Origin of the sequence: Pusillimonas sp. DMV24BSW_D, assembly GCF_011388195.1 — a bacterium.
GTDB classification, from domain to species: Bacteria; Pseudomonadota; Gammaproteobacteria; order Burkholderiales; family Burkholderiaceae_B; genus Neopusillimonas; species Neopusillimonas aestuarii.
This window is the reverse complement of the sequence record NZ_CP049990.1, coordinates 2,400,797-2,421,714: the sequence shown is the minus strand read 5'-3', so window position 1 is coordinate 2,421,714 and position 20,918 is coordinate 2,400,797. Positions and strand designations below refer to the sequence as shown.

Sequence of the window (20,918 nt, the reverse complement as noted above, 5' to 3'; positions counted from 1 at the left end):
ATGGAGACGCTAACCATTATTTTTACGGGGATTGCCTTTACTGGTGTGGCCTGGTTCGTGCAAGCGGGGCTGAGGTTTGCTTATTCACGTTATCGCGCCGGCTTTACCGACCAGGCGCATATTCAATTGAGTGAAGTTTTTTTATTTCTGGATCCTGTGCAGCTTTGGTTTTTAACGGTGTTTGTGGCCGCGGCGTTAGGATTGGTGGCATACGGACTGATGCAAAGTATTGCCCTGACATTGATTATCAGCGGTGTTGCATTATTTTGCCCCCCCTGGTTAATGCGCTGGCTGCGTCAACGCCGCCACGCTCGGTTCGAATGTCAATTACCGGATCTTCTATTAAGTCTGGCAGGTGCGTTGCGTGCCGGGGCTGGTTTGCAGTCGGCACTGCAAACGATAGTGACGCAATCGCCTGCGCCGTTAGCCCAGGAATTGGGGCTGGTGCTGAAAGAACAAAGAGTGGGGGTGCCGCTGGAGCAAGCATTATCCAGTTTGCGGCGGCGTATGCCCGGTGAAGGCACACAATTACTTGTGTCCGCGTTGACTATTGCCTTGCATACCGGGGGAAACCTTGCCGAAACGCTTGAACGTATCGGCCACACTTTACGCGCACGTTTACATTTGCTTGGCCGCATTGATGCCTTAACTGCACAGGGCCGAATGCAAGCCTGGGTGATGGCAGGCTTGCCGTTGCTGCTGGGTCTGGTTTTAACCGGGCTCGAGCCAGACGCCATGCAGGTGTTGTGGCACACGCCTCTTGGGTGGGGCGTGCTGATGTTGGTCAGTGTGCTGGAAATAAGTGGCATTTTCCTTATTCGTAAGATCGTCAGGATTCAGGTATGACATTCTGGTTAAGCTGTTTGTTTGCGGGCCTGAGCCTGGCGGTGTCGACATGGTGGTTGTTTCGGCCTTGGGCTGACACTGTTCAGCAAAACGCCAATTCTGCTTTTTCATCAAAAGAAAGCGGGCAGGGCGTTGCACGATTGTTACGCTACCTCGATCCCTGGGTGGTTGCGTTGGAACCACTGGGGCGGCAGTTGTTGGGGTGGCGTGGGCGCAAGAAACTCATGCTGCGTTTGCAGCGCGCCGGGTTGTCCGGTTCATGGACACCGGAGCGAATCACAGCCTATCGCTTACTGGGTTTGGGTGTAGGCGTGGTAATCGGGTTCGTGGTAGGGCGCATCTTGGGTTTGTCCGGAGCGTTTGAAACGTGGTTGGCGGCTTTAACAACCGGCGGAGCCGGTGCGGCCGCACCGGGCTATTTTTTAAAGCGTTTAACCTCCCATCGACAACGCCGGATGTTGGTGGACTTTCCTTTTTTGCTGGACATGGTCACGCTTTGCGTAGAAGCAGGGTTGAATTTGCAAGGCGCGTTGCAACAGGCGTCACAACATGGGCCGTCGGGCCCATTGCTTGAATTGTTGCGAATTACGCTGGCTGAATTGCGTACAGGTACACCACGTCATGAGGCGTTGAGCTCATTGGCGCATCGATCGGGTTTACCGGAAATCAAGCAATGGGTGCAAACTTTGGAGCAAGCCGAACAGATGGGCATGAATCTGGCACCAGTCTTACGTGCTCAGTCCGATCAGCGTCGTGCCGAGCGGTTCCTGCGGGCAGAAAAAATGGCCTTGCAGGCGCCGGTAAAAATGCTGTTCCCCATGGTGGTGTGCATTTTTCCTTGTACGTTTTTAATTATTGGCTTTCCGATCGCAATAAAATTTTTTGCGGGTGTCGTATGACGCATGTTCTGCCAAGGCATTAGGATGATGCGCGCCCCTATTGAAACATTGCGTGTATACAAAGCAACCGGCCTCATGCAGCGATTGCGGGGTCTGCTGTTTCGCCGTAGACTCAAATCACATGAGGCGATGTGGTTATTCGACACGTGGGCGGTGCATACTTTTGGTATGCGTTACCCACTCGATCTGGTATTTCTTTGTTCGCGGAACCGCGTGCTGAAAATCGTGCACAATGTGGCACCTGCGCGTGTTTCCATATGCCGGCGGGCGCGCTCGGTTATCGAACTGAATGCCGGGTATTGTGCTCGTCGTCCTCAGGCGTTTGTGCCGGGCCGTTCTGTGTTCCTGGGTCAACCTTCGAAAGGTTTGCCGCGTGTTGTTTTTAGTGTGCCTTCCACCATGAATAAAGCATTTGTTAAAGAATCCGATCACGATGATGACGACGACTTGGGGCCGGAAGCCATTGCCTTGCCTCAGGGCAGCAAAAATTACATGACCAAGTCGGGATATCAGCGCTTGCGTGCCGAATTGGCCCATTTAATGAACGAAGAGCGCCCTAATGTCGTTCAGGTGGTTTCCTGGGCGGCGTCGAACGGTGACCGTTCGGAAAATGGTGACTATATCTATGGCAAGAAACGTTTGCGCGAAATCGATCGCCGTATTCGTTTTTTAACCAAGCGGCTTGAAGCGGCCGAGGTCGTAGACCCGGCTTTGCAACCTAATCGCGATCAGGTTTTCTTCGGTGCTACTGTGCTGTATTGCGATAAAGCGGGTACAGACCACCGGGTCACCATTGTGGGGGTAGACGAAGCCGACCCGCTTAACGGCATGATTAGCTGGATATCTCCGGTTGCACGTGCGTTGCTTAAAGCGCGGGAGGGCGACACCATTACTTTGCGCACCCCGGCCGGGCTTGATGAGCTTGATATTCTGGAAGTCATTTACCCCGAACCGGCTTAGGTTTCGCCGCTTGCAGGCAGGCAGGGGCAAGCGCGTTAAAATGCGTGTTTCTTCTCCTCTTGAACAAGCGCGTCTCACTGTGAATTCCTTTTTGCATTTCCTCGGCTCTTCTGTTCTGTCTGATTTTCGTCGCGAACGCCTGCTGCAAACTTTTTCCCGTCTGAAGTTGCCTGTTGCCAATATCGACGGCTTTTACGAGCATTTTGTTTGGGTCGATCAGCCGCTTGATTCCGCCGGTGAGGCGCGTTTAACCCAGTTGCTCGATTACGGCGTTCAAGAACCGGCTTTCAGTGAAGATAAACGCACCCTGATATTACGTGTCATTCCCCGTCCGGGTACGGTTTCCCCCTGGGCCAGCAAAGCAACCGACATTGCGCACAATTGTGGGTTACACGCTGTGAGGCGCATTGAACGCGGGATTCGTTATGTAATTCAGCCTGCGAAAGGGTTACTGGGCACACAGTCTGTTTCGGAAGAGCAACTGGCCCAAATTGCAGCTTGTTTGCACGACCGCATGACCGAAACGGTTGTAGACGCGCAGTTTGAAGGGCAGGCTTTATTTGCCTCGCTACCCGGCAAACCCATGGCGTTGATCCCCGTGCTGGAACACGGCAGGGCGGCGCTGGAACAGGCGAACAAAGAATTGGGTCTGGCGCTTTCCGATGACGAAATTGAATACCTGGAACAGTCTTTTAAGGGCCTGAAACGTAACCCGACCGACGTTGAGCTGATGATGTTCGCCCAGGCGAACAGCGAACACTGTCGTCATAAGATTTTCAATGCGCAGTGGGTTATTAACGGCGAACCTCAGAACAACACCTTGTTCGGCATGATTCGTGCCACACATGCGGCGCAACCGGCCGGCACCGTGGTGGCCTATTCCGATAACGCCGCCATTATGGAAGGTGGCAAGGCCACGCTCTTTCACGTGGCGTCGTCTAACGGCGCTATGGTTTATGGCTCTCATTCTGCCACGGTGCACACCTTAATGAAGGTGGAAACGCATAATCATCCCACGGCGATTGCACCCTTTCCCGGCGCCGCAACCGGGGCAGGTGGCGAAATTCGCGATGAAGGGGCCACGGGGCGTGGCTCCAAGCCTAAGGCCGGTCTTACCGGGTTTACGGTTTCGCATTTGCATTTCGAAGAGGCGCCTGAGCCTTGGGAGCAAGACACCCATGGTCGCCCCGACCGTATTGCCAGTGCGCTGGACATCATGGTTGACGGCCCTTTGGGCGGCGCCGCATTCAATAATGAATTCGGTCGCCCAAATTTGTTGGGCTATTTCCGTAGTTATGAACAAACCGTTGCCGACGTTCGTTGGGGTTATCACAAGCCCATTATGATTGCCGGTGGCTTGGGCTATATCGACGACCGTCTCACACACAAAGATCCCATTCCCCCTGGCGCGTTGTTGGTTCAGTTAGGTGGCCCGGGCATGCGCATTGGCATGGGGGGCAGTGCAGCGTCGAGTATGGGGGTAGGTTCGAACACCGCCGAACTGGATTTCGATTCCGTACAACGGGGCAACCCGGAAATTGAACGGCGCGCGCAAGAAGTCATTGACCGCTGCTGGCAATTGGGCGCGGCCAACCCTATTATTGCGATTCACGATGTGGGCGCAGGGGGGTTGTCGAATGCCTTCCCCGAATTGGTGAACGACGCTGAGCGCGGTGCTGTGTTCGATTTAACCCAGGTGCATCTGGAAGAAAGTGGCTTGTCGGCGGCTGAAATCTGGAGTAACGAAGCCCAAGAGCGTTACGTGCTGGCTATTGCGCCTAAGGACCTTGATCGCTTTGATGCGCTGGCCAAACGAGAACGCTGCCCGTATGCGGTGGTGGGGGTGGCAACCGAAGAGCGTCAGTTGAAAGTGACGCTGGGGGAAGACCTGCCACATCCGGTAGATGTGCCTATTGACGTCATCTTGGGTAAACCACCCCGTATGACGCGTGATGTGCAACGCGAAACACTCGAAACCCCCGCCGTTGATTTACCGCTGATTACGCTGGAAGAGGCTACGCAACGTGTGTTGCGACACCCAACAGTGGCCAATAAAACATTCTTGATTACCATTGGTGACCGTACCGTGGGTGGCCTAAGCAGCCGGGATCAAATGGTGGGCCCGTGGCAGGTGCCGGTGGCCGACTGCGCGGTCACGTTAAGTGATTTTGAAAGCACACGGGGCGAGGCGATGGCGATGGGTGAACGCACCCCCATTGCAGTCATGAACGCGCCGGCGTCGGGGCGTATGTCGGTGGCCGAAGCGCTGACCAACTTGGTGGCGGCCGATGTGCGTGCCTTAACCGACATCAAACTATCCGCCAACTGGATGGCCGCTTGCGGCTCAAAAGGGCAGGACGCCGCGTTGTACGATACGGTTTCAGCCGTGAGTGAATGGTGTCAGGCGCTCGACTTGTCCATTCCCGTGGGTAAAGATTCATTGTCGATGCGCACTTCGTGGCGTGAAGATGAGCAGGATCGCGAAGTCATGGCGCCTGTTTCGCTGATCGTCACGGCATTTGCGCCGGTGGCCGACGTACGCCGTAGCCTGACCCCTCAGTTAAGAACCGACGCCGGCGATACGGCACTCATTCTGATTGACCTGGGCAAAGGTCAACAACGCATGGGTGGCTCTGTGTTGGCGCACTCGTTCAACCAGGTCGGCAACGAGGTGCCGGATATCGATGACGCAGTCATGATGCGTGCCTTCTTCGAAGCCATTCGTTTGCTGGCCGACGACAACCATATTCTGGCGTATCACGACCGCTCTGACGGCGGTTTGTGGGCCACGATTTGTGAAATGGCGTTTGCCGGGCACACTGGGGTGTCACTGAATCTGGACATGCTTACGATTGATCCGTATGCGGCTGATTGGGGTGATTACAAAATTCGTCCTGAACAAGTCGCGGTGCAGCGTGATGAAATCACGCTGAAAGCCTTGTTCAATGAAGAAGCCGGTGCTGTTATTCAGGTGCCGTTGGCCGAGCGTAATACGGTTTTACAGAAATTGCGCGAAAAGGGCCTGTCGCCCTACAGCCACGTTATCGGCGGCTTGAATCAGGCAGACGAAATCCAGATTTTCCGTGATGGCAAATGCATATACCAGCAGGGTTGGCGCGATCTGGCACAACAATGGAGCGAGGTCAGCCGCCGTATTATGAACCGGCGCGATCATCCTGAATGCGCGCAAGCGGAATTCGACGTTTGGCAAAACCGGGAAGACCCAGGCTTTCAGCCCAAGGTGGCCTTCGACCCTCAGGAAGACATCGCTGCGCCGTATATCTCCAAAGGCGCAAGGCCGGCCATGGCTATTTTGCGCGAACAAGGTTGCAACAGTCATATCGAGATGGCCTGGGCGTTCGACAAGGCCGGGTTTGAAACGCATGATGTCCATATGACTGACCTGCTGGCCGGGCGCACCGACCTGGCCGATTTCACCGGCCTGGTGGCCGTGGGCGGCTTCAGCTATGGCGACGTGCTGGGCGCCGGGGAAGGGTGGGCGCGTACCATTCGTTTCAATGACAACCTGGCTGAACAATTCACCCGTTTCTTTGAGCGTGAAGATTCGTTTGGTTTGGGCGTGTGCAATGGCTGCCAAATGATGGCGGCCCTGGCCGATATGATTCCAGGCGCGGAAAATTGGCCTCGCTTTACCCGCAACCAGTCGGAAAAATACGAAGCCCGTTTAACCATGGTGGAAATTCCCGAATCGCCTTCGCTATTTCTGCAAGGTATGGCGGGCTTGCAAGCACCAATTGCGGTCGCGCACGGCGAAGGCTTTGCCAATTTCGAGCGTCAGGGCAGTATTCAAGATGTAAACGTGGCCATGCGCTATGTGGATAACCAGGGCATTGCCACGGATACCTATCCGTACAACCCGAACGGCAGCCCCGGCGGCGTGGCTGGTGTTACTACTGAAGATGGTCGTTTCACCATTATGATGCCGCACCCCGAGCGCGTGACGCGTAATGTCATGATGTCCTGGGCGCCCACACGGTGGGGAAATCACGACACCGGGGGTGAATTTACACCCTGGCTGCGTCTGTTCCGCAACGCGCGTATGCGTTTAGGCTAGGGCCGTTTGGTTAGGGTTAACCTTGCGTCGTATAATTTTGCTTTGTGTACGGAGTTATTGAATGCGTCTTATCAAAAAAGCGCTCACCTTCGACGATGTGTTGTTGGTGCCGGCCTACTCCCAAGTTCTCCCCCGTGATACGTCTCTTGCCACCCGTCTTACCCGTGACATCAGCCTGAATATCCCGCTGGTTTCGGCCGCCATGGATACGGTGACCGAAGCGCGGTTGGCCATTGCCATGGCACAAGAGGGCGGAATTGGCATTATTCACAAGAACCTGACTGCGGACGAACAGGCCCACGAAGTGGCGCGTGTGAAGCGTCATGAATTCGGTATTGTGATCGACCCGGTTACCGTTACCCCCAACATGAAAGTGCGCGATGCCGTTGAGTTGCAACGCAAGCACGGTATTTCCGGCTTGCCGGTTGTGGAAGGCGGCAAAGTGGTGGGCATCGTTACGAACCGCGACCTGCGTTTTGAAGATCGGCTCGACGTGCCACTGCGCGACATCATGACGCCGCAAGAACGGCTGGTCACCATGAAAGAGGGTGCCACGCTGGATGAAGCCCAGGCACTGATGCACAAGCATCGGCTTGAGCGCGTGCTGATTGTGAATGACCGTTTTGAACTCACTGGGCTGGCAACGGTTAAAGACATCGTTAAGAACACGGAACACCCCAGCGCCAGCAAAGACGGCCAAGGACAGTTGCGCGTAGGCGCTGCCGTGGGTGTGGGTGACGGCACGGAGGAGCGTGTTGAAAAACTGGTGAAAGCCGGTGTCGACGTGCTGGTGGTGGATACCGCACACGGCCATTCAGCCGGTGTACTTGAGCGCGTTCGCTGGGTGAAACAAACTTACCCCAAGGTGCAGGTTATCGGCGGCAATATTGCCACGGCGCAAGCGGCGCGTGATTTGGCCGATGCCGGCGCCGATGGCGTGAAAGTGGGCATTGGCCCCGGTTCTATTTGCACCACACGGATTGTTGCCGGTGTGGGTGTACCGCAAATTACCGCGATTGCCGACGTGGCCGAAGCCTTGAAAGACACGGGTATTCCGCTGATTGCAGACGGCGGTATTCGCTTTTCAGGTGATGTGTCCAAAGCGCTGGCCGCCGGCGCTTCCACCTGCATGATGGGTTCCATGTTTGCCGGTACCGAAGAATCACCCGGCGAAGTGGTGCTGTATCAGGGGCGCTCTTACAAAGCGTATCGCGGCATGGGCAGCCTGGGTGCCATGGCACAGGGTTCGGCCGATCGCTACTTTCAAGACCCGGCCAACAACGCCGACAAGCTCGTACCGGAAGGTATTGAAGGGCGCGTGGCGTACAAAGGCAGCGTTATTGCCATTATTTACCAATTGGTGGGTGGTGTGCGTGCTTCCATGGGGTATTGCGGCTGCGCATCCATTGAAGAAATGCATCAGAAAGCCGAGTTCGTTGAAATTACGGCGGCGGGTTTTCGCGAGTCGCACGTTCACGATGTACAGATCACCAAAGAAGCACCCAACTACCGCGCTGATTCATAGCATTCGCGTTGTACGGGTTACCTGAACTTTTATTTCACGGTGTCGCATGACACCGTTTTACTTCTAACCATCTTGCCCAATTATGCACCAGCGTATTCTTATTCTTGATTATGGCTCCCAGGTAACCCAGTTGATCGCGCGCAGGGTGCGTGAAGCCGGCGTTTATTGCGAAATTCATCCCGGCGATGTCGATAACGATTTCATTCAATCGTATTCGAACCTGAAAGGCATTATTTTGTCGGGCAGCCATGCGTCGGCCTACCATGAAGAATCGCTGAAAGTGCCGCCGGCCGTGTTTGAAGCCGATGTCCCGGTGCTGGGCATTTGCTATGGCATGCAGGCCATGGCCATGCAAATGGGCGGCAAGGTGGAATGGTCGGATCATCGCGAATTCGGCTATGCGGAAGTACGCGCCCGCGGCCATACGCGCTTGCTGGAAGGGATTCAGGACTTCTCTACGCCCGAAGGCCATGGCATGTTGCACGTATGGATGAGCCACGGTGACAAGGTTACGGAATTGCCACCCGGCTTTAAACTCATGGCGTCAACCGATTCCTGCCCCATCGCCGGGATGGCCAATGAGGAAAAAGGGTTTTACGGTGTTCAGTTCCACCCGGAAGTCACGCACACCTTGCAGGGCACCGCCATGTTGTCGCGTTTCGTGCGGGAAATTTGCGAGTGCGCCGGCGACTGGAACATGCCCGACTACGTTGAAGAAGCGGTTAAGGCAATTCGTGAACAAGTGGGTGACGACGAAGTGATTCTGGGTCTGTCTGGCGGGGTGGATTCGTCGGTTGCGGCAGCACTGATTCATAAAGCCATTGGCGACCAGCTCACCTGCGTGTTCGTTGACCACGGTTTGCTGCGCTTGAACGAAGGCGAGCAGGTCATGCAAACCTTCGGCGATCATTTCGGTATGAAGATTATTCATGTCGATGCCACCGACCAATTCATGGGTAAGCTGAAGGGGGTGTCCGACCCGGAAGCCAAGCGCAAGATAATTGGTGGCGAGTTCGTGGAAGTGTTCCAGGCGGAAGCCTCGCGCCTGAAGAATGCCCGCTGGCTGGCCCAGGGCACCATCTATCCCGATGTGATTGAATCGGCGGGTGCGAAAACCGGTAAAGCCGTGGCCATTAAGTCGCACCACAATGTGGGCGGATTGCCGGAAACCCTGAACCTGAAATTGTTGGAACCCTTGCGTGAACTATTCAAAGATGAGGTTCGCAAGCTGGGTGTGGCACTGGGTTTGCCGCCGGCCATGGTATACCGCCACCCATTCCCCGGCCCCGGCCTGGGTGTTCGCATTCTGGGCGAAGTGCGCAAGGAGTATGCCGATTTGCTACGCCGCGCCGATGCTATTTTCATTGAAGAACTGCGCAAGGCCGAAGACAGCAACAGCGGCAAGAACTGGTATGACTTAACCTCGCAAGCCTTTGCCGTTTTCCTGCCGGTGAAATCGGTGGGGGTCATGGGCGATGGTCGCACCTATGACTACGTGGTGGCGCTGCGCGCGGTGCAAACATCTGACTTCATGACGGCTGACTGGGCGGAATTGCCTTATTCGTTGCTAAAGAAGGTATCCAGCCGCATTATTAATGAGGTGCGGGGGATCAACCGGGTGACTTATGATGTGTCGAGTAAGCCGCCTGCGACGATTGAGTGGGAGTGAATTCGGCTAATAGGGATACGCATGACCACTGCACATGTTTTTATTGCCATTAGTCTGGATGGCTATATCGCTCGGCAAGACGGCGACATTGATTGGTTATTGGAGCGCGATGATCCAACAGAAGATCACGGCTATACAGACTTCATCGCCGACAAAGACATGATCGTTATGGGGCGAGGCAGCTACGAGAAGGTTTTGACCTTGGGCCCCTGGCCCTACCATAAACCGGTACTGGTGCTGTCTGAACAATTGGCCAATACTCCCGTGCCCGATGCGCTTAAAGGCAAGGTTCGCTTCTCTAACAGTTCGCCCAGATCCACCATGGCGGAACTTGCAAAGAAAAATGTGCGGCGGGTCTATGTTGATGGCGGGCGGCTGGTGCAATCATTTTTAAGGGATGGGCTGATCAATGATATGGTGATCACCTGCGTTCCCGTGCTGATCGGTTCCGGACGGCCTTTATTCGGGTCACTGTCGCAAGACATTGATCTGACGTTGGTATCCAGTCGCAGCTTTCCGTCAGGACTGGTGCAATCTACTTATCGTTTGGGGGCGGGCGGTTTGCTTAGCGGTTCCGGAACGGGCTGAAAATGCAGTTGATCGCGGCCGGACATCAGGTCGCCTTGTACTTGTTCCGACAGGCGCTGGGCATCCCTGCTGCGAATATCCTCGGCGGCCTCTTCAATGTCGACCTCGGCATAATTCAACGCCCTCAACGCTTGCGCTCCCATTAAATAGGCAGACTCAACCGTTTCTCGAATCTGATATTCGACACCGGCGCGAATCAGTTCAATTGCGTGCCCACGGTCATAGCTTCGTACCAGCAGTTTAGCTTGAGGAAACTCGTGTCGAGCCAATTCCACGATTCGCACCGCTGTTTTTGGATCGTCGATGCAAATCATGATGGCATTGGCTTCATTTGCGCCTGAGTGGTGCAGGGTGTCGAGTCGGGCACCGTCACCGAAAAATACTTTGAATCCGTATCGTCCTGCATCACGGATCCGATCAGGGTCTTTGTCGATCACGGAAATATTCACACCTCGGGATAGCAGTATCTGTGATGCGATCTGACCGAAACGGCCAAAGCCGATGACGAGAATGCGACCTTCCAAATTGCAGGCCACGTCGACGCCGTCCATTGACACTTCCTTGCGCAGAAAACGGTCGGCCACCATCATGAGCAGTGGGGTCATGACCATGGACAAGATGACAACGGTCGCGAACATCACGTTTTCCCGTGCATCGATCACGCCACCCGACGTTGCCGCGGCATAGAGCACGAAAGCGAATTCCCCGCCCTGCAGAAACATGGATGTTCGGTGTAATGCCTGGTGCCTGGCACTGTGGAACAGGCGGGCAACGGCATAGACCACGGCGCCTTTGGCGATTGTGAACGCAATCAGCATGAGCAGTAGAAGCCGCCACTCCTGCGCAACGATGGATAAATTCAACGACATGCCGACTGCCAGGAAGAACAGGCCCATGAACAGGCCCTTGAACGGTTCGATGTCGCTTTCGATCTGGTGCCGGTAGCTCGAGTTCGACAGCATGACCCCTGCCAGGAACGTGCCCATCGCCATTGAAAGACCGGCAAAGTCCATGAGCAATGCCGCGCCAAGAACCACCAGCAGGGCGCCTGCCGTTAATACTTCACGTGTCCGGGTTCGCGCCAGCAGCGCGAAGAACGGGTTCAGCGCCCAACGGGAAACAATCAGCAGTGCCAGTAGCGCAGAAAGCGCCAGCAGGATGTCAGTCCATCGGGCCTGCCCATCTGACAGGGGTGACAGGAAAGCCACCACCGCCAGAAGCGGCACGATCATGAGGTCTTCGAATAGGAGAATCGCAACGGATTTTTGACCTTCGGTGCTCGAAATTTCCCCCCGATCTTGCAGCACCGACATGATGACGGCGGTTGAAGAAAGAACAAAGCCTGCACCGGCAATAAATGCAACGGGTGCCGTAAAGTCGAAGATTAAGATGCCCGTTAAAGCAAGGGCAATGATTGCGGCAGCGACCTGAACAAGGCCCAGCCCGAATATTTGACCTCGCATTGCCCACAGCTTGGTCGGGCGCAGTTCCAATCCGATGACGAACAGGAACATCACCACACCAAGTTCTGAAAAATGCAGGATCGACTCGGCATCCGTAAATACGCCCAGAACCGATGGGCCCACAAGCAGGCCGGCGGCAAAATAGCCCAGAACGGAACCAAGCCCAAGCCGCCGAAACAAGGGTACGGCAACCACTGCTGCGCCCATCAGGACGACGGCAGGTCCAATTATCTGTCCTAGGCTCGCTTCAGCCATTGCGTTACCTTTCTAATATTGTGCTTCCAGAAAAATCGCTCGTTACAAACGAAAATCCAATTGAAGCACAAAAGTGATGTCGGTATCGTTGATTTTGTGGTCGACCCGGGGAACTGGCACAATCTTAAGTGCAAGGAAACTCCTCCAGGTTGATTCACCCAAGGCGACGCTATGAAAATTCTCATGATACTGACCTCCCACGACAGGCTGGGCGACACCGGCAAGAAGACCGGCTTTTGGCTGGAAGAGTTTGTAGCCCCTTACTACGTGTTCGTTGATGCCGGCGCACAAATCACGTTGGCATCCCCTGCAGGTGGGCAACCGCCGCTTGATCCGCAAAGCGACGCTCCTGATGCACAAACCGAAGCGACCAAACGTTTCAATAGCGACGATGCAGCAAAGAAAGCGCTTGGCAATACCGTAAGGCTGGCCGAGGTGGATGTCGATAGTTTTGACGCCGTCTTTTACCCGGGCGGACACGGCCCACTTTGGGACCTCGCGGAAAATGCGCACAGTCAACGCATCATCGAAACGTTTGTCACAGGGAATCGTCCTCTTGCGGCGGTATGCCATGCACCGGCCATCTTCAGGCATACGAAAGATGCTCACGGAAAGTCGCTGGTTTCAGGCCGCCGGATAACCAGCTTTGCCAACACCGAGGAGGAGGCGGTGGGGCTTACAGGCGTTGTTCCGTTTCTTGTCGAAGACATGCTTAAAGCGAATGGTGGGGTCTATGAGAAAGGGCCGGATTGGGATGCTTACGTTGTCGTCGACGGCAAACTCGTGACCGGGCAAAATCCCGCTTCGTCAGAGGCCGCTGCCAGGCAATTGCTTAAACTCCTTCAATAAAACATGAAAACATCTTCGGTCGAACAACGTATCGCCGATCTTTATAAACAAGAATCGAGCAGGGTGCGGGCTACCCTGATTCGACTGTTGCACGGTAATTTCGATTTGGCCGAGGAAGCCCTGCAAGATGCGTTTGTTGTAGCGCTGTCGCAATGGCAGCGCGACGGCATTCCCAACAACCCGCGAGCCTGGCTGGTTTCGACAGGGCGTTTCAAGGCGATCGACCGAATACGTAAAAACGCCCGTCTTGATGATTATCTGGTGCAGCTAGCGTACACGTTGGAAACCGAAACACAAGCTGATTCATTCGACGTAACTGACACCATTGAAGATGATCGTTTGCGATTGATCTTTACCTGCTGCCACCCCAGCCTGGCCATGCAGGCTCGCGTGGCGCTAACACTGCGGGAAGTGTGCGGCTTAACCACTGAAGCCATTGCGGCTGCCTTTCTGGTCCCTGTACCCACGTTGGCGCAACGCATTGTGCGGGCGAAAAATAAAATCCGCGGTGCCGCAATACCCTATGCAGTGCCCGAGCAAGACGATTTACCCGCGCGGCTGGAGGCGGTGTTGTCGGTGGTGTATTTGGTATTTAACGAGGGCTATACCGCCTCAAGCGGCACGCAATTAACGCAACCCGATTTGTCCACAGAAGCGATTCGATTGGGTCGCCTGTTGTTAGGTTTATTGCCCGACCCCGAGGTGATGGGCTTGCTGGCTCTGATGCTGTTGCATGATGCCAGGCGAGATGGTCGCACCAATGAAAACGGGGATCTGATTCCGCTCGAAGAGCAAGATCGAACCTGCTGGAACCAAACGCAGATTAAAGAGGGTTGCGATCTGGTGGTGCAGGCGCTGCGAACGGGGCCGGTCGGCGAATATGCCTTGCAAGCGGCAATTGCCGCCGTGCATGCAGAGGCGTCTGCCGCCGAAGATACCGATTGGATTCAAATAGTTGGCCTTTACGACGTTCTGCTTAAAGTTAATCCTTCCCCGGTAGTGGCACTTAACCGCGCTGCGGCCATTGCAATGCGTGATGGGCCGCTTGCAGGGTTGAAAGCCATCGATGAACTGGCGGATCATAAAGATTTGCAGGGCTACTATCTATTGCATGCCGCTCGGGCCGATCTGTTTCGCCGACTGAATCGGCCTGAAGAAGCGTCCCATTGTTATCGACAGGCATTGGGGTTAACCCAGCAGGCACCGGAACGGCGATTGATACAGCAACGTTTGGCAACACTTCAAAAGCAAAAATAAAAATAGCAAAGCTGTCGATTTTCCATAAGCGTAAACGACTAAGAGGTAAACCACCGGCTAATTAAGGAGGACTTACCCATGAGTTATATCGACGGTTTTATTCTGGCGGTACCCAAAGCCAACAAAGACAAATTCATTCAGCATGCGAAAACCGCAGGCGCAGTCTTTATGGAATGGGGCGCCGTTCGTGTTTTTGAATGTTGGGAAGACGATGTACCTGACGGCAAAATTACGGATTTTCGTCGCGCGGTGCAGGCCACAGGCGACGAGGCTGTGGTGTTTTCCTGGATAGAGTGGCCGGACAAGGCAACGCGCGATGCCGGCATGGAGAAAATGAAGACAACCATGAAGAGTGATCCGCGCCTGGATCCGCAAACCAACCCCATGCCTTTTGATCGTATTCGGGTCGTCTTCGGCGGTTTTGCGCCCGTAGTGGCACTGGAAGCATAGGCTATCGCTGATCAGCCTCTGAAAATAAGGAAAATGCCATGCCAAACAAACACGGCGAATTTATCTGGTACGAACTTTTAACCGACGACAGTAATGCCGCAATCCATTTTTACAGCAAGCTACTCGGTTGGGAAGCGGCCAATAGCGGTCACCCCGAGATCGACTACCGCATCTTGAGCATTCATGATGAAACCGGCGCGCGCCGCGAGGTGGGCGACGTGATGCAATTAACCGAACAGATGCGCCAGGGTGGCGCCAGGCCAATATGGCTAGGTTATATCGGCGTCGACAATGTTGACCAAACCGTTGCCAATATGGTTTCCGACGGCGGCACTGTACACATGCCGCCGACCGATATTCCAGAGGTCGGCCGTCTTGCCATGGTTGCAGATCCACAAGGGGTGCCGTTTTACGTCATGCGAGGCGCCGGTAATCAGACCAGCCTGGCTTTTGCCGCCGACAAGCCACGGGTGGGGCACTGTGCCTGGAACGAGTTACTTACAACCGACCCTGAAGCAGCGAAAGCGTTTTATTTCACACAATTTGGCTGGACGAAAGACGACGAAATGGAAATGGGGCCGCTGGGCAAGTACGAGTTCATCCGTCATAACGGTGTTATTGGCGCGGTGATGACTAAACCCGAAGAGATGCCGGTGCCAATGTGGCATTACTATTTTCGTTGCGCCGATATCGATACCGCTTTCAACGAGATTAACAATAACGGTGGGCGGGTTCTTCATGGCCCCGACGCCATCCCCGGCGGCGACTTTATTGTGAAGGGGCTCGATCCACAAGGCGCCGTCTTCGCACTGGTTGGTGGCAGAGAAAATCATTCAGGAGCATCCAAATGAAATATTTATGTTTGGTGTATTACAACGAAAAGTCCATGCAGGAAAAGTCGCAGGAAGAGTGGGACGCCCTGAACCGTGAGTGTATGGCGTGTGTGGCCGACTTAACCGAAAGTGGTCATTTTCTGGACGGTGCGCCTTTGCTTTCAACGGAAACGGCTACAACGTTGCGAATGCGCGATGGCAAACCCCTCATTACCGACGGCCCCTTTGCCGAAACCAAAGAGCAATTGGCCGGGTTTTACATGCTCGAAGCCCGGGATATGAATGAAGCCATTCGATTGGCGGAAAAGATTCCCCCGGCGCGCTACGGCAGTGTGGAAATACGCCCGGTGCGGGAGCTAATGGCGCAAGACAACAACCGTTAATAACGAGCAAAAAAGCAGTTTTAGTGAATGAATCAGCGCGTTATCAAGTAAACGCCGCGAACTTAATATTTGGGAGAATTAAACATGTCTGAAGAAACCGGCACCGTTCGCTTGCACCGCGTCCTGAAGGCCCCGGTTGAGCGCGTCTATAAAGCATTTACTGATAAACAGGCGCTGGAGTACTGGCTACCACCATACGGGTTTACAGGCACGATTCATGAAATGGATGTGCGTCTTGGCGGCGGCTATCGAATGTCGTTCATCAACTTTGGTACGGGCGACAGCCACTCATTTACCGTTAATTTCGTTGAACTGGTGCCAAATGAACGTATTCGCCATACCGATCGTTTTGATGACGCCAATCTTCCTGGTGAAATGCAAGTCACGATTGACTTCAAACCGGTGTCATGCGGGACCGAGTTATGGATTGTTCAGGAAGGGATTCCTTCTGTCATTCCCATTGAGGCCTGCTATTTAGGTTGGCAGGAGTCTCTTGCCCAACTGGCTAAACTGGTTGAGCCGAACATTTCTGACTAAGAAGCACGTGCAAACAGCCCTAACCAGGGTTGTTATGAAAGAATCATGGCCTCGGGTATGTGGACGATATGCCATTGGAACTAAGCGATTTAGAATTTTTGCTTAAGTGAATTGCGTCCGGAGGTCATGATGACCAGCGATATGCAGGGTAACGAAGTGACCAACGCCAACTGTGAGTCGCTGGATGCATACGAACAGGCAATTGCGGCTTTTAATCTGTATCACGGAGATCCGATTGCGTTGCTTGATCGTGCCTTAGCCGTGTCGCCGGATTTTCCTATGGCCCATATCGCCAAAGCGCTGATGTTGGCGTTGTCATCAGAGCCGGCGGCATTCGAGCTGGCGACTAGTCAGTTATCCACGGCGCACAACCTGAAAATGAACAGTCGGGAACGCTCCTTATTTGATGCGGCAAGGGTGTTGTCTTCAGGACACTGGGTTAAAGCAGCGCAGATGCTTAATTTGCACAATATGTATTTTCCGCGAGATCTTTTGGCGTTGCAGACGGGCCATTTGTTGGATTTTTACTGCGCTGATTCGCGCAACATGCGCGAACGCATCGCTCGGGCGATGCCCCTTTGGTCTGAGCAGATGCCAGGTTATTCGGTGGTGCTCGGCATGTATGCGTTTGGGCTTGAGGAAGATGGGCACTACGCGCAGGCGGAAGATACCGGTCGCAACGCGCTTACCCTGGAGCCTTTGGATTGTTGGGCGCATCATGCCGTGGCACATGTAATGGAAATGCAAGGACGGCCCGAAGACGGTATTGGCTGGATGCTCGCCCGTGAACCATACTGGAGCGGTGAGCTTAATTTTTTCAAAGTTCATAATTGGTGGCATCGGGCGGTATTTCATCTTGATCTTGGCCAAACAGATCAAGCTTTAGCGCTTTACGACAGCGCCGTTCGTGATAGTAAAAGCCCGGGGCGCTCGAAATGGTCGACGCTTCAGCGCTTTTGTGGCGGTTGCATCTTTGTAACGTTGATGTGGGTGATCGCTGGAAAGAGTTGGCGCAAGTCTGGCGTAATCATGCCGATGGAAAAACCTATCCCTTTAACGATTGGCACGCGGCGATGGCATTTCTTGGCGCTGGACTTGATTCTGAACTGAATGCGTTGGTTATGCGAATGCAGCAATCCGCAGCAGACTCTCCCTGCGCTGAGTGGATCGACCGTATTGGGCTACCGCTGGTGCAGGGTTTTACAGCGTTCTGGCATGAAAATGACGGAAAAGCGGTGGAAATTCTACTACCTGTTCGCCACTTTTGTGGTGTTTTCGGAGGCAGCCATGCACAGCGAGATATTATCGACCTTACGCTGATCGAAGCGGCGAGTCGTGGTGGGGCCCGAGATATTCACCAGTCATTGGTCAACGAGCGCCTGGCTCAGCGTCCTTATAGCCGGATGACCGCTGGGTTCTTAAGCCCAGGCCAGAGTAGCGCGTGATGAATTTAATTGAGGCGACTGCGAAAGGCGGGAATAACATGCTTTTCCAGCAACTGAACTTGGCGCCTTAAGTAGCGTGAACCGGGAGAAGGCGGTGTCGGATCCGATGTCATGACCACGGTCAGTTCTAACGAGGGAATGACATAAAGCAACTGCCCGCCGTAACCGCGCCCGTAATAACCTGGTTCACCCGCGAGCGGGTGCAGAAACCAGCCGTAACCGTAAGGGTGGTCGGTATAGGCGGAGCGGCCTCGGCCACGCCAGGACTCATCTACCCAACGTTCTGAAAACAGTCGTCGTTCCCCCACCTTCCCAGCGCTGCGGTAGAGCTCGCCAATACGCGCCAGCGCGCGTGGCGAAAGCATCATATTGTTGCCACCAAGGTAGATGCCTTGAGGGTCCTGGTCCCACGGCGGGAATGTAATGCCAAGGGGCTCACCTAGCCAGTCTCGCGCCAAATCCAGCGTCGTTCGACCCGTGCTTTCTGTGAGCGCAGCGGAGAGCAGATGAGTATTACCCGAGGAATAAAGCATGCGTCCGCCAGGTTCATCGACAAAGGGGCGGGTTAGCACATAATCGACCCAATTATTACTTTTTACCCAATCGCCGTAATAGCCACCCGAGGTGCGCTGCAAGCCGGCCTGCATTGACAGTAAATTCCCCAGGGTGATGTGCTCGACCCCGTCAGTTGCAGCATTTGGCACCTGATCTCCAAGCGTATCCACCACAGGCTGATCCACGCCTTCGAATACATCCTTTTCAATAGCGATGCCCACCAGTGCAGCCAGTACGGTCTTGGATAAGGACTTGATATTGACCGGCGTATCCAGGCCGGTACCGCTGAAGTCCATTGCTGCTACCTCCTGCCCCTGGTGCATGATGACTAAAGAATGTAAGCGTGTCAGTTGTTCCGCGTCATTCTTCATGTCGACGCGCCAGTCCCGCTCGCTTGCTGCGCAAACAAGCGGGAATAGAAAAATCAGCAGCAGGACACCGGTTCGGTTTGCGAGTGACGACATAAGCTTGTGAGTCCTTTTAGGATTGAGACGCGGTCGCACGTTCAGTCGCGCAAAACAACGCTATCCAAAAAATAACACGATCACTAGGTTACTCTAATGGTTGCCCCGGAATTTCATCGCTAAACGCTGAACGTAGGTGAAAAGGGGGGTATCCTTTTTCCATCTGAATCAGGGGAATCTTTATGAATTCACCGCTCAACCGCCGCTCCAAAACAATCACCGAGGGCATATCCCGCAGCCCTAACCGTGCCATGCTGCGCGCCGTCGGGTTTACCGATGCTGATTTCAACAAGGCCATTGTGGGTGTGGCCAGCGGCCATTCAACGATGAACCCGTGTAACGCCGGCATTGGCCCATTGGCGGCGCGCGCGGAAGGCGCGCTTAAGGCGGCAGGCGCCATGCCGCAAACGTTCGGTTTCCCGACGGTTACCGACGGCATTGCCATGGGTACAGAAGGAATGAAGTATTCCCTGGTGTCGCGCGAAGTGATTGCCGATGCCATAGAAACCGCTACGCAAAGCCAGTTCATGGACGGTGTGTTAGTAGTCGGAGGCTGTGACAAGAACATGCCCGGCGCGATGATGGCCATGCTACGCATGAACATCCCCGCTATTTTCTGTTACGGCGGCACGATTAAACCGGGCGAATGGAAAGGCGTCCCACTCACCATCGTTTCGTCATTCGAGGCCGTCGGCGCTTATAGTGCCGGCACGATGAGCAAGGAAGATTATGACGGCATCGAGCGAAACGCTTGCCCAAGCTATGGATCCTGCGGTGGCATGTACACCGCCAATACCATGTCGGCCGCGATTGAAGCCATGGGCATGTCGATGCCTTCATCGTCAACCATGGCCAACCCCGATCCGGAAAAAGCGGATTCGGTCGCCGCATCGTCTGAAGCGTTGGTAAACGCGATCAAGAGCGACCTCAAACCACGCGATATTGTTACCCGAAAGGCGCTGGAAAACGCCATCGCAATAATCATGGCGACCGGTGGATCAACCAATGCAGTGCTGCACCTGATGGCGATCGCCTCGGCAGCCGACGTACCGTTGACGATTGACGATTTCGAAATCATTCGCAAGAAGGTTCCGGTACTGTGTGATATGAAGCCCTCGGGGCGGTTTGTTGCTGTTGATTTACACCGAGCCGGGGGTATCCCTCAGGTGATGAAAGTACTATTGGCAAACGGGCTTTTGCATGGCGACTGCATAACGATGACGGGCCGCACTGTGGCCGAAAATCTTGAGCATATTCCCGAGGTACCGCCTACCGGTCAGGAAGTCATTCGGCCATTTGATCAACCACTGTATGCGCAAGGACATTTGGCTATCCTTAAGGGTAACCTCGCCGGCGAGGGTGGTGTGGCCAAGATCACAGGGTTAAAAAAGCGCAGTATTACGGGCCCCGCCCGGGTGTTCAACTCAGAAGACGAGACAATGGCTGCAATTATGGCCGACCAGATTCGCCATGGAGACATCATTGTTATTCGCTATGAAGGCCCCAAGGGTGGCCCCGGCATGCGCGAGATGCTTAGCCCCACTTCGGCATTGATCGGCAAGGGTTTCACCGACAGCGTTGGCCTGATCACAGATGGCCGCTTTTCCGGCGGCACCTGGGGGATGGTGGTCGGCCATGTTGCGCCGGAGGCTTATGTTGGCGGCACCATTGCGCTCATCGAGGAAGGGGATCTGATCACGATCGATGCGGACCATCTGCTGCTTCAGGTAGACGTTTCCGATGAAGAACTCGCCCAACGCCGTGCCGCCTGGAGGCCGCCTGCGCCGCGCTACACGCGTGGGGTGTTGGGTAAATATGCAAAATTGGTTGGTACGGCCAGCCGTGGTGCGGTGACCGACACATAG

The 20,918-nt window shown here is 54.7% G+C and carries 18 protein-coding genes and 1 pseudogene; 17 read left to right on the top strand and 2 right to left on the bottom strand.

The genetic code is table 11. From position 1 onward, the window contains the following. The 8 genes and pseudogenes from G9Q38_RS11755 (at position 1) to G9Q38_RS11725 (ending at position 10,562) form a co-directional block, all read left to right on the top strand. Positions 1–846 (top strand): type II secretion system F family protein, encoded by an 846-nt coding sequence (locus G9Q38_RS11755; protein ID WP_166131179.1) that lies wholly within the window; start codon positions 1–3, stop codon positions 844–846. Continuing rightward, on the top strand, positions 843–1,745 hold the full coding sequence (locus G9Q38_RS11750; protein ID WP_166131176.1) for a type II secretion system F family protein: 903 nt from the start codon (positions 843–845) through the stop codon (positions 1,743–1,745). The genes G9Q38_RS11755 and G9Q38_RS11750 overlap by 4 nt, the downstream gene beginning before the upstream one ends. Before the next feature lie 3 nt (positions 1,746–1,748). Further along, positions 1,749–2,042, top strand: a pseudogene (locus tag G9Q38_RS15305) (DUF192 domain-containing protein); the annotation flags it as partial. 102 nt (positions 2,043–2,144) lie between these two features. After that, on the top strand, positions 2,145–2,705 hold the full coding sequence (gene greB, locus G9Q38_RS15300) for a transcription elongation factor GreB (RefSeq protein WP_228276230.1): 561 nt from the start codon (positions 2,145–2,147) through the stop codon (positions 2,703–2,705). Positions 2,706–2,745: 40 nt separating this feature from the next. Beyond that, positions 2,746–6,780, top strand: coding sequence for a phosphoribosylformylglycinamidine synthase (purL, locus tag G9Q38_RS11740; protein ID WP_166131171.1), 4,035 nt, complete (start codon positions 2,746–2,748; stop codon positions 6,778–6,780). Between the two features lie 61 nt (positions 6,781–6,841). Continuing rightward, complete coding sequence (guaB, locus tag G9Q38_RS11735; protein WP_166131168.1) at positions 6,842–8,305, top strand: IMP dehydrogenase; 1,464 nt, start codon at positions 6,842–6,844, stop codon at positions 8,303–8,305. A gap of 82 nt (positions 8,306–8,387) precedes the next feature. Beyond that, the gene (gene guaA / locus G9Q38_RS11730; RefSeq protein ID WP_166131165.1) at positions 8,388–9,974 is read left to right on the top strand and encodes a glutamine-hydrolyzing GMP synthase; all 1,587 of its coding nucleotides are present in this window, start codon (positions 8,388–8,390) and stop codon (positions 9,972–9,974) included. A 21-nt stretch (positions 9,975–9,995) separates the two neighbouring features. Then, positions 9,996–10,562, top strand: a complete 567-nt coding sequence (locus tag G9Q38_RS11725) for a dihydrofolate reductase family protein (protein ID WP_166131163.1) — start codon at positions 9,996–9,998, stop codon at positions 10,560–10,562. On the opposite strand, the gene G9Q38_RS11720 is transcribed toward G9Q38_RS11725, so the two are convergent. Continuing rightward, positions 10,514–12,280, bottom strand: coding sequence for a monovalent cation:proton antiporter-2 (CPA2) family protein (locus G9Q38_RS11720; protein WP_205962295.1), 1,767 nt, complete (start codon positions 12,278–12,280; stop codon positions 10,514–10,516). The genes G9Q38_RS11725 and G9Q38_RS11720 overlap by 49 nt on opposite strands. A gap of 171 nt (positions 12,281–12,451) precedes the next feature. Here G9Q38_RS11720 and G9Q38_RS11715 point away from each other — a divergent pair, with 171 nt between their 5' ends. The 8 genes from G9Q38_RS11715 (at position 12,452) to G9Q38_RS11680 (ending at position 18,034) form a co-directional block, all read left to right on the top strand. Then, positions 12,452–13,129 (top strand): type 1 glutamine amidotransferase domain-containing protein, encoded by a 678-nt coding sequence (locus tag G9Q38_RS11715; RefSeq protein ID WP_166131160.1) that lies wholly within the window; start codon positions 12,452–12,454, stop codon positions 13,127–13,129. 3 nt (positions 13,130–13,132) lie between these two features. After that, positions 13,133–14,386: an RNA polymerase sigma factor gene (locus G9Q38_RS11710; RefSeq protein WP_166131158.1), complete on the top strand. Its 1,254-nt coding sequence runs from the start codon at positions 13,133–13,135 to the stop codon at positions 14,384–14,386. A gap of 78 nt (positions 14,387–14,464) precedes the next feature. Next, a complete protein-coding gene (locus G9Q38_RS11705) occupies positions 14,465–14,836 on the top strand; it encodes a DUF1428 domain-containing protein (protein ID WP_166131155.1) in 372 nt (123 codons plus the stop codon). A gap of 38 nt (positions 14,837–14,874) precedes the next feature. Beyond that, the gene (locus tag G9Q38_RS11700; RefSeq protein WP_166131153.1) at positions 14,875–15,687 is read left to right on the top strand and encodes a VOC family protein; all 813 of its coding nucleotides are present in this window, start codon (positions 14,875–14,877) and stop codon (positions 15,685–15,687) included. Further along, positions 15,684–16,052, top strand: a complete 369-nt coding sequence (locus tag G9Q38_RS11695) for a YciI family protein (protein ID WP_166131150.1) — start codon at positions 15,684–15,686, stop codon at positions 16,050–16,052. The genes G9Q38_RS11700 and G9Q38_RS11695 overlap by 4 nt, the downstream gene beginning before the upstream one ends. Before the next feature lie 84 nt (positions 16,053–16,136). Then, positions 16,137–16,589, top strand: coding sequence for an SRPBCC family protein (locus tag G9Q38_RS11690; protein ID WP_166131147.1), 453 nt, complete (start codon positions 16,137–16,139; stop codon positions 16,587–16,589). 126 nt (positions 16,590–16,715) lie between these two features. Further along, positions 16,716–17,699: a tetratricopeptide repeat protein gene (locus G9Q38_RS11685; RefSeq protein ID WP_166131145.1), complete on the top strand. Its 984-nt coding sequence runs from the start codon at positions 16,716–16,718 to the stop codon at positions 17,697–17,699. A 17-nt stretch (positions 17,700–17,716) separates the two neighbouring features. Beyond that, entirely contained in the window at positions 17,717–18,034 is a 318-nt protein-coding gene (locus G9Q38_RS11680; protein ID WP_166131142.1) for a hypothetical protein, read from the top strand. Positions 18,035–18,039: 5 nt separating this feature from the next. Here G9Q38_RS11680 and G9Q38_RS11675 read toward each other — a convergent pair whose 3' ends face one another. Continuing rightward, positions 18,040–19,053 (bottom strand): serine hydrolase domain-containing protein, encoded by a 1,014-nt coding sequence (locus tag G9Q38_RS11675; protein WP_166131140.1) that lies wholly within the window; start codon positions 19,051–19,053, stop codon positions 18,040–18,042. A 182-nt stretch (positions 19,054–19,235) separates the two neighbouring features. On the opposite strand from G9Q38_RS11675, the gene ilvD reads away from it, so the two are divergent. Continuing rightward, a complete protein-coding gene (gene ilvD, locus G9Q38_RS11670; protein ID WP_166131137.1) occupies positions 19,236–20,918 on the top strand; it encodes a dihydroxy-acid dehydratase in 1,683 nt (560 codons plus the stop codon).

Excerpts from the sequence above, each read along its gene's own strand:
- G9Q38_RS11715 (WP_166131160.1), top strand. The coding sequence starts at position 12,452 with ATGAAAATTCTCATGATACTGACCTCCCACGACAGGCTGGGCGACACC.
- G9Q38_RS11725 (WP_166131163.1), top strand. The coding sequence starts at position 9,996 with ATGACCACTGCACATGTTTTTATTGCCATTAGTCTGGATGGCTATATC.
- G9Q38_RS11710 (WP_166131158.1), top strand. The coding sequence starts at position 13,133 with ATGAAAACATCTTCGGTCGAACAACGTATCGCCGATCTTTATAAACAA.
- guaA (WP_166131165.1), top strand. The coding sequence starts at position 8,388 with ATGCACCAGCGTATTCTTATTCTTGATTATGGCTCCCAGGTAACCCAG.
- G9Q38_RS11720 (WP_205962295.1), bottom strand. The coding sequence starts at position 12,280 with ATGGCTGAAGCGAGCCTAGGACAGATAATTGGACCTGCCGTCGTCCTG.
- greB (WP_228276230.1), top strand. The coding sequence starts at position 2,145 with ATGAATAAAGCATTTGTTAAAGAATCCGATCACGATGATGACGACGAC.
- G9Q38_RS11685 (WP_166131145.1), top strand. The coding sequence starts at position 16,716 with ATGATGACCAGCGATATGCAGGGTAACGAAGTGACCAACGCCAACTGT.
- G9Q38_RS11700 (WP_166131153.1), top strand. The coding sequence starts at position 14,875 with ATGCCAAACAAACACGGCGAATTTATCTGGTACGAACTTTTAACCGAC.
- G9Q38_RS11675 (WP_166131140.1), bottom strand. The coding sequence starts at position 19,053 with ATGTCGTCACTCGCAAACCGAACCGGTGTCCTGCTGCTGATTTTTCTA.
- guaB (WP_166131168.1), top strand. The coding sequence starts at position 6,842 with ATGCGTCTTATCAAAAAAGCGCTCACCTTCGACGATGTGTTGTTGGTG.
- G9Q38_RS11680 (WP_166131142.1), top strand. The coding sequence starts at position 17,717 with ATGCAGCAATCCGCAGCAGACTCTCCCTGCGCTGAGTGGATCGACCGT.
- G9Q38_RS11750 (WP_166131176.1), top strand. The coding sequence starts at position 843 with ATGACATTCTGGTTAAGCTGTTTGTTTGCGGGCCTGAGCCTGGCGGTG.
- ilvD (WP_166131137.1), top strand. The coding sequence starts at position 19,236 with ATGAATTCACCGCTCAACCGCCGCTCCAAAACAATCACCGAGGGCATA.
- G9Q38_RS11705 (WP_166131155.1), top strand. The coding sequence starts at position 14,465 with ATGAGTTATATCGACGGTTTTATTCTGGCGGTACCCAAAGCCAACAAA.
- G9Q38_RS11690 (WP_166131147.1), top strand. The coding sequence starts at position 16,137 with ATGTCTGAAGAAACCGGCACCGTTCGCTTGCACCGCGTCCTGAAGGCC.
- G9Q38_RS11755 (WP_166131179.1), top strand. The coding sequence starts at position 1 with ATGGAGACGCTAACCATTATTTTTACGGGGATTGCCTTTACTGGTGTG.
- purL (WP_166131171.1), top strand. The coding sequence starts at position 2,746 with ATGCGTGTTTCTTCTCCTCTTGAACAAGCGCGTCTCACTGTGAATTCC.
- G9Q38_RS11695 (WP_166131150.1), top strand. The coding sequence starts at position 15,684 with ATGAAATATTTATGTTTGGTGTATTACAACGAAAAGTCCATGCAGGAA.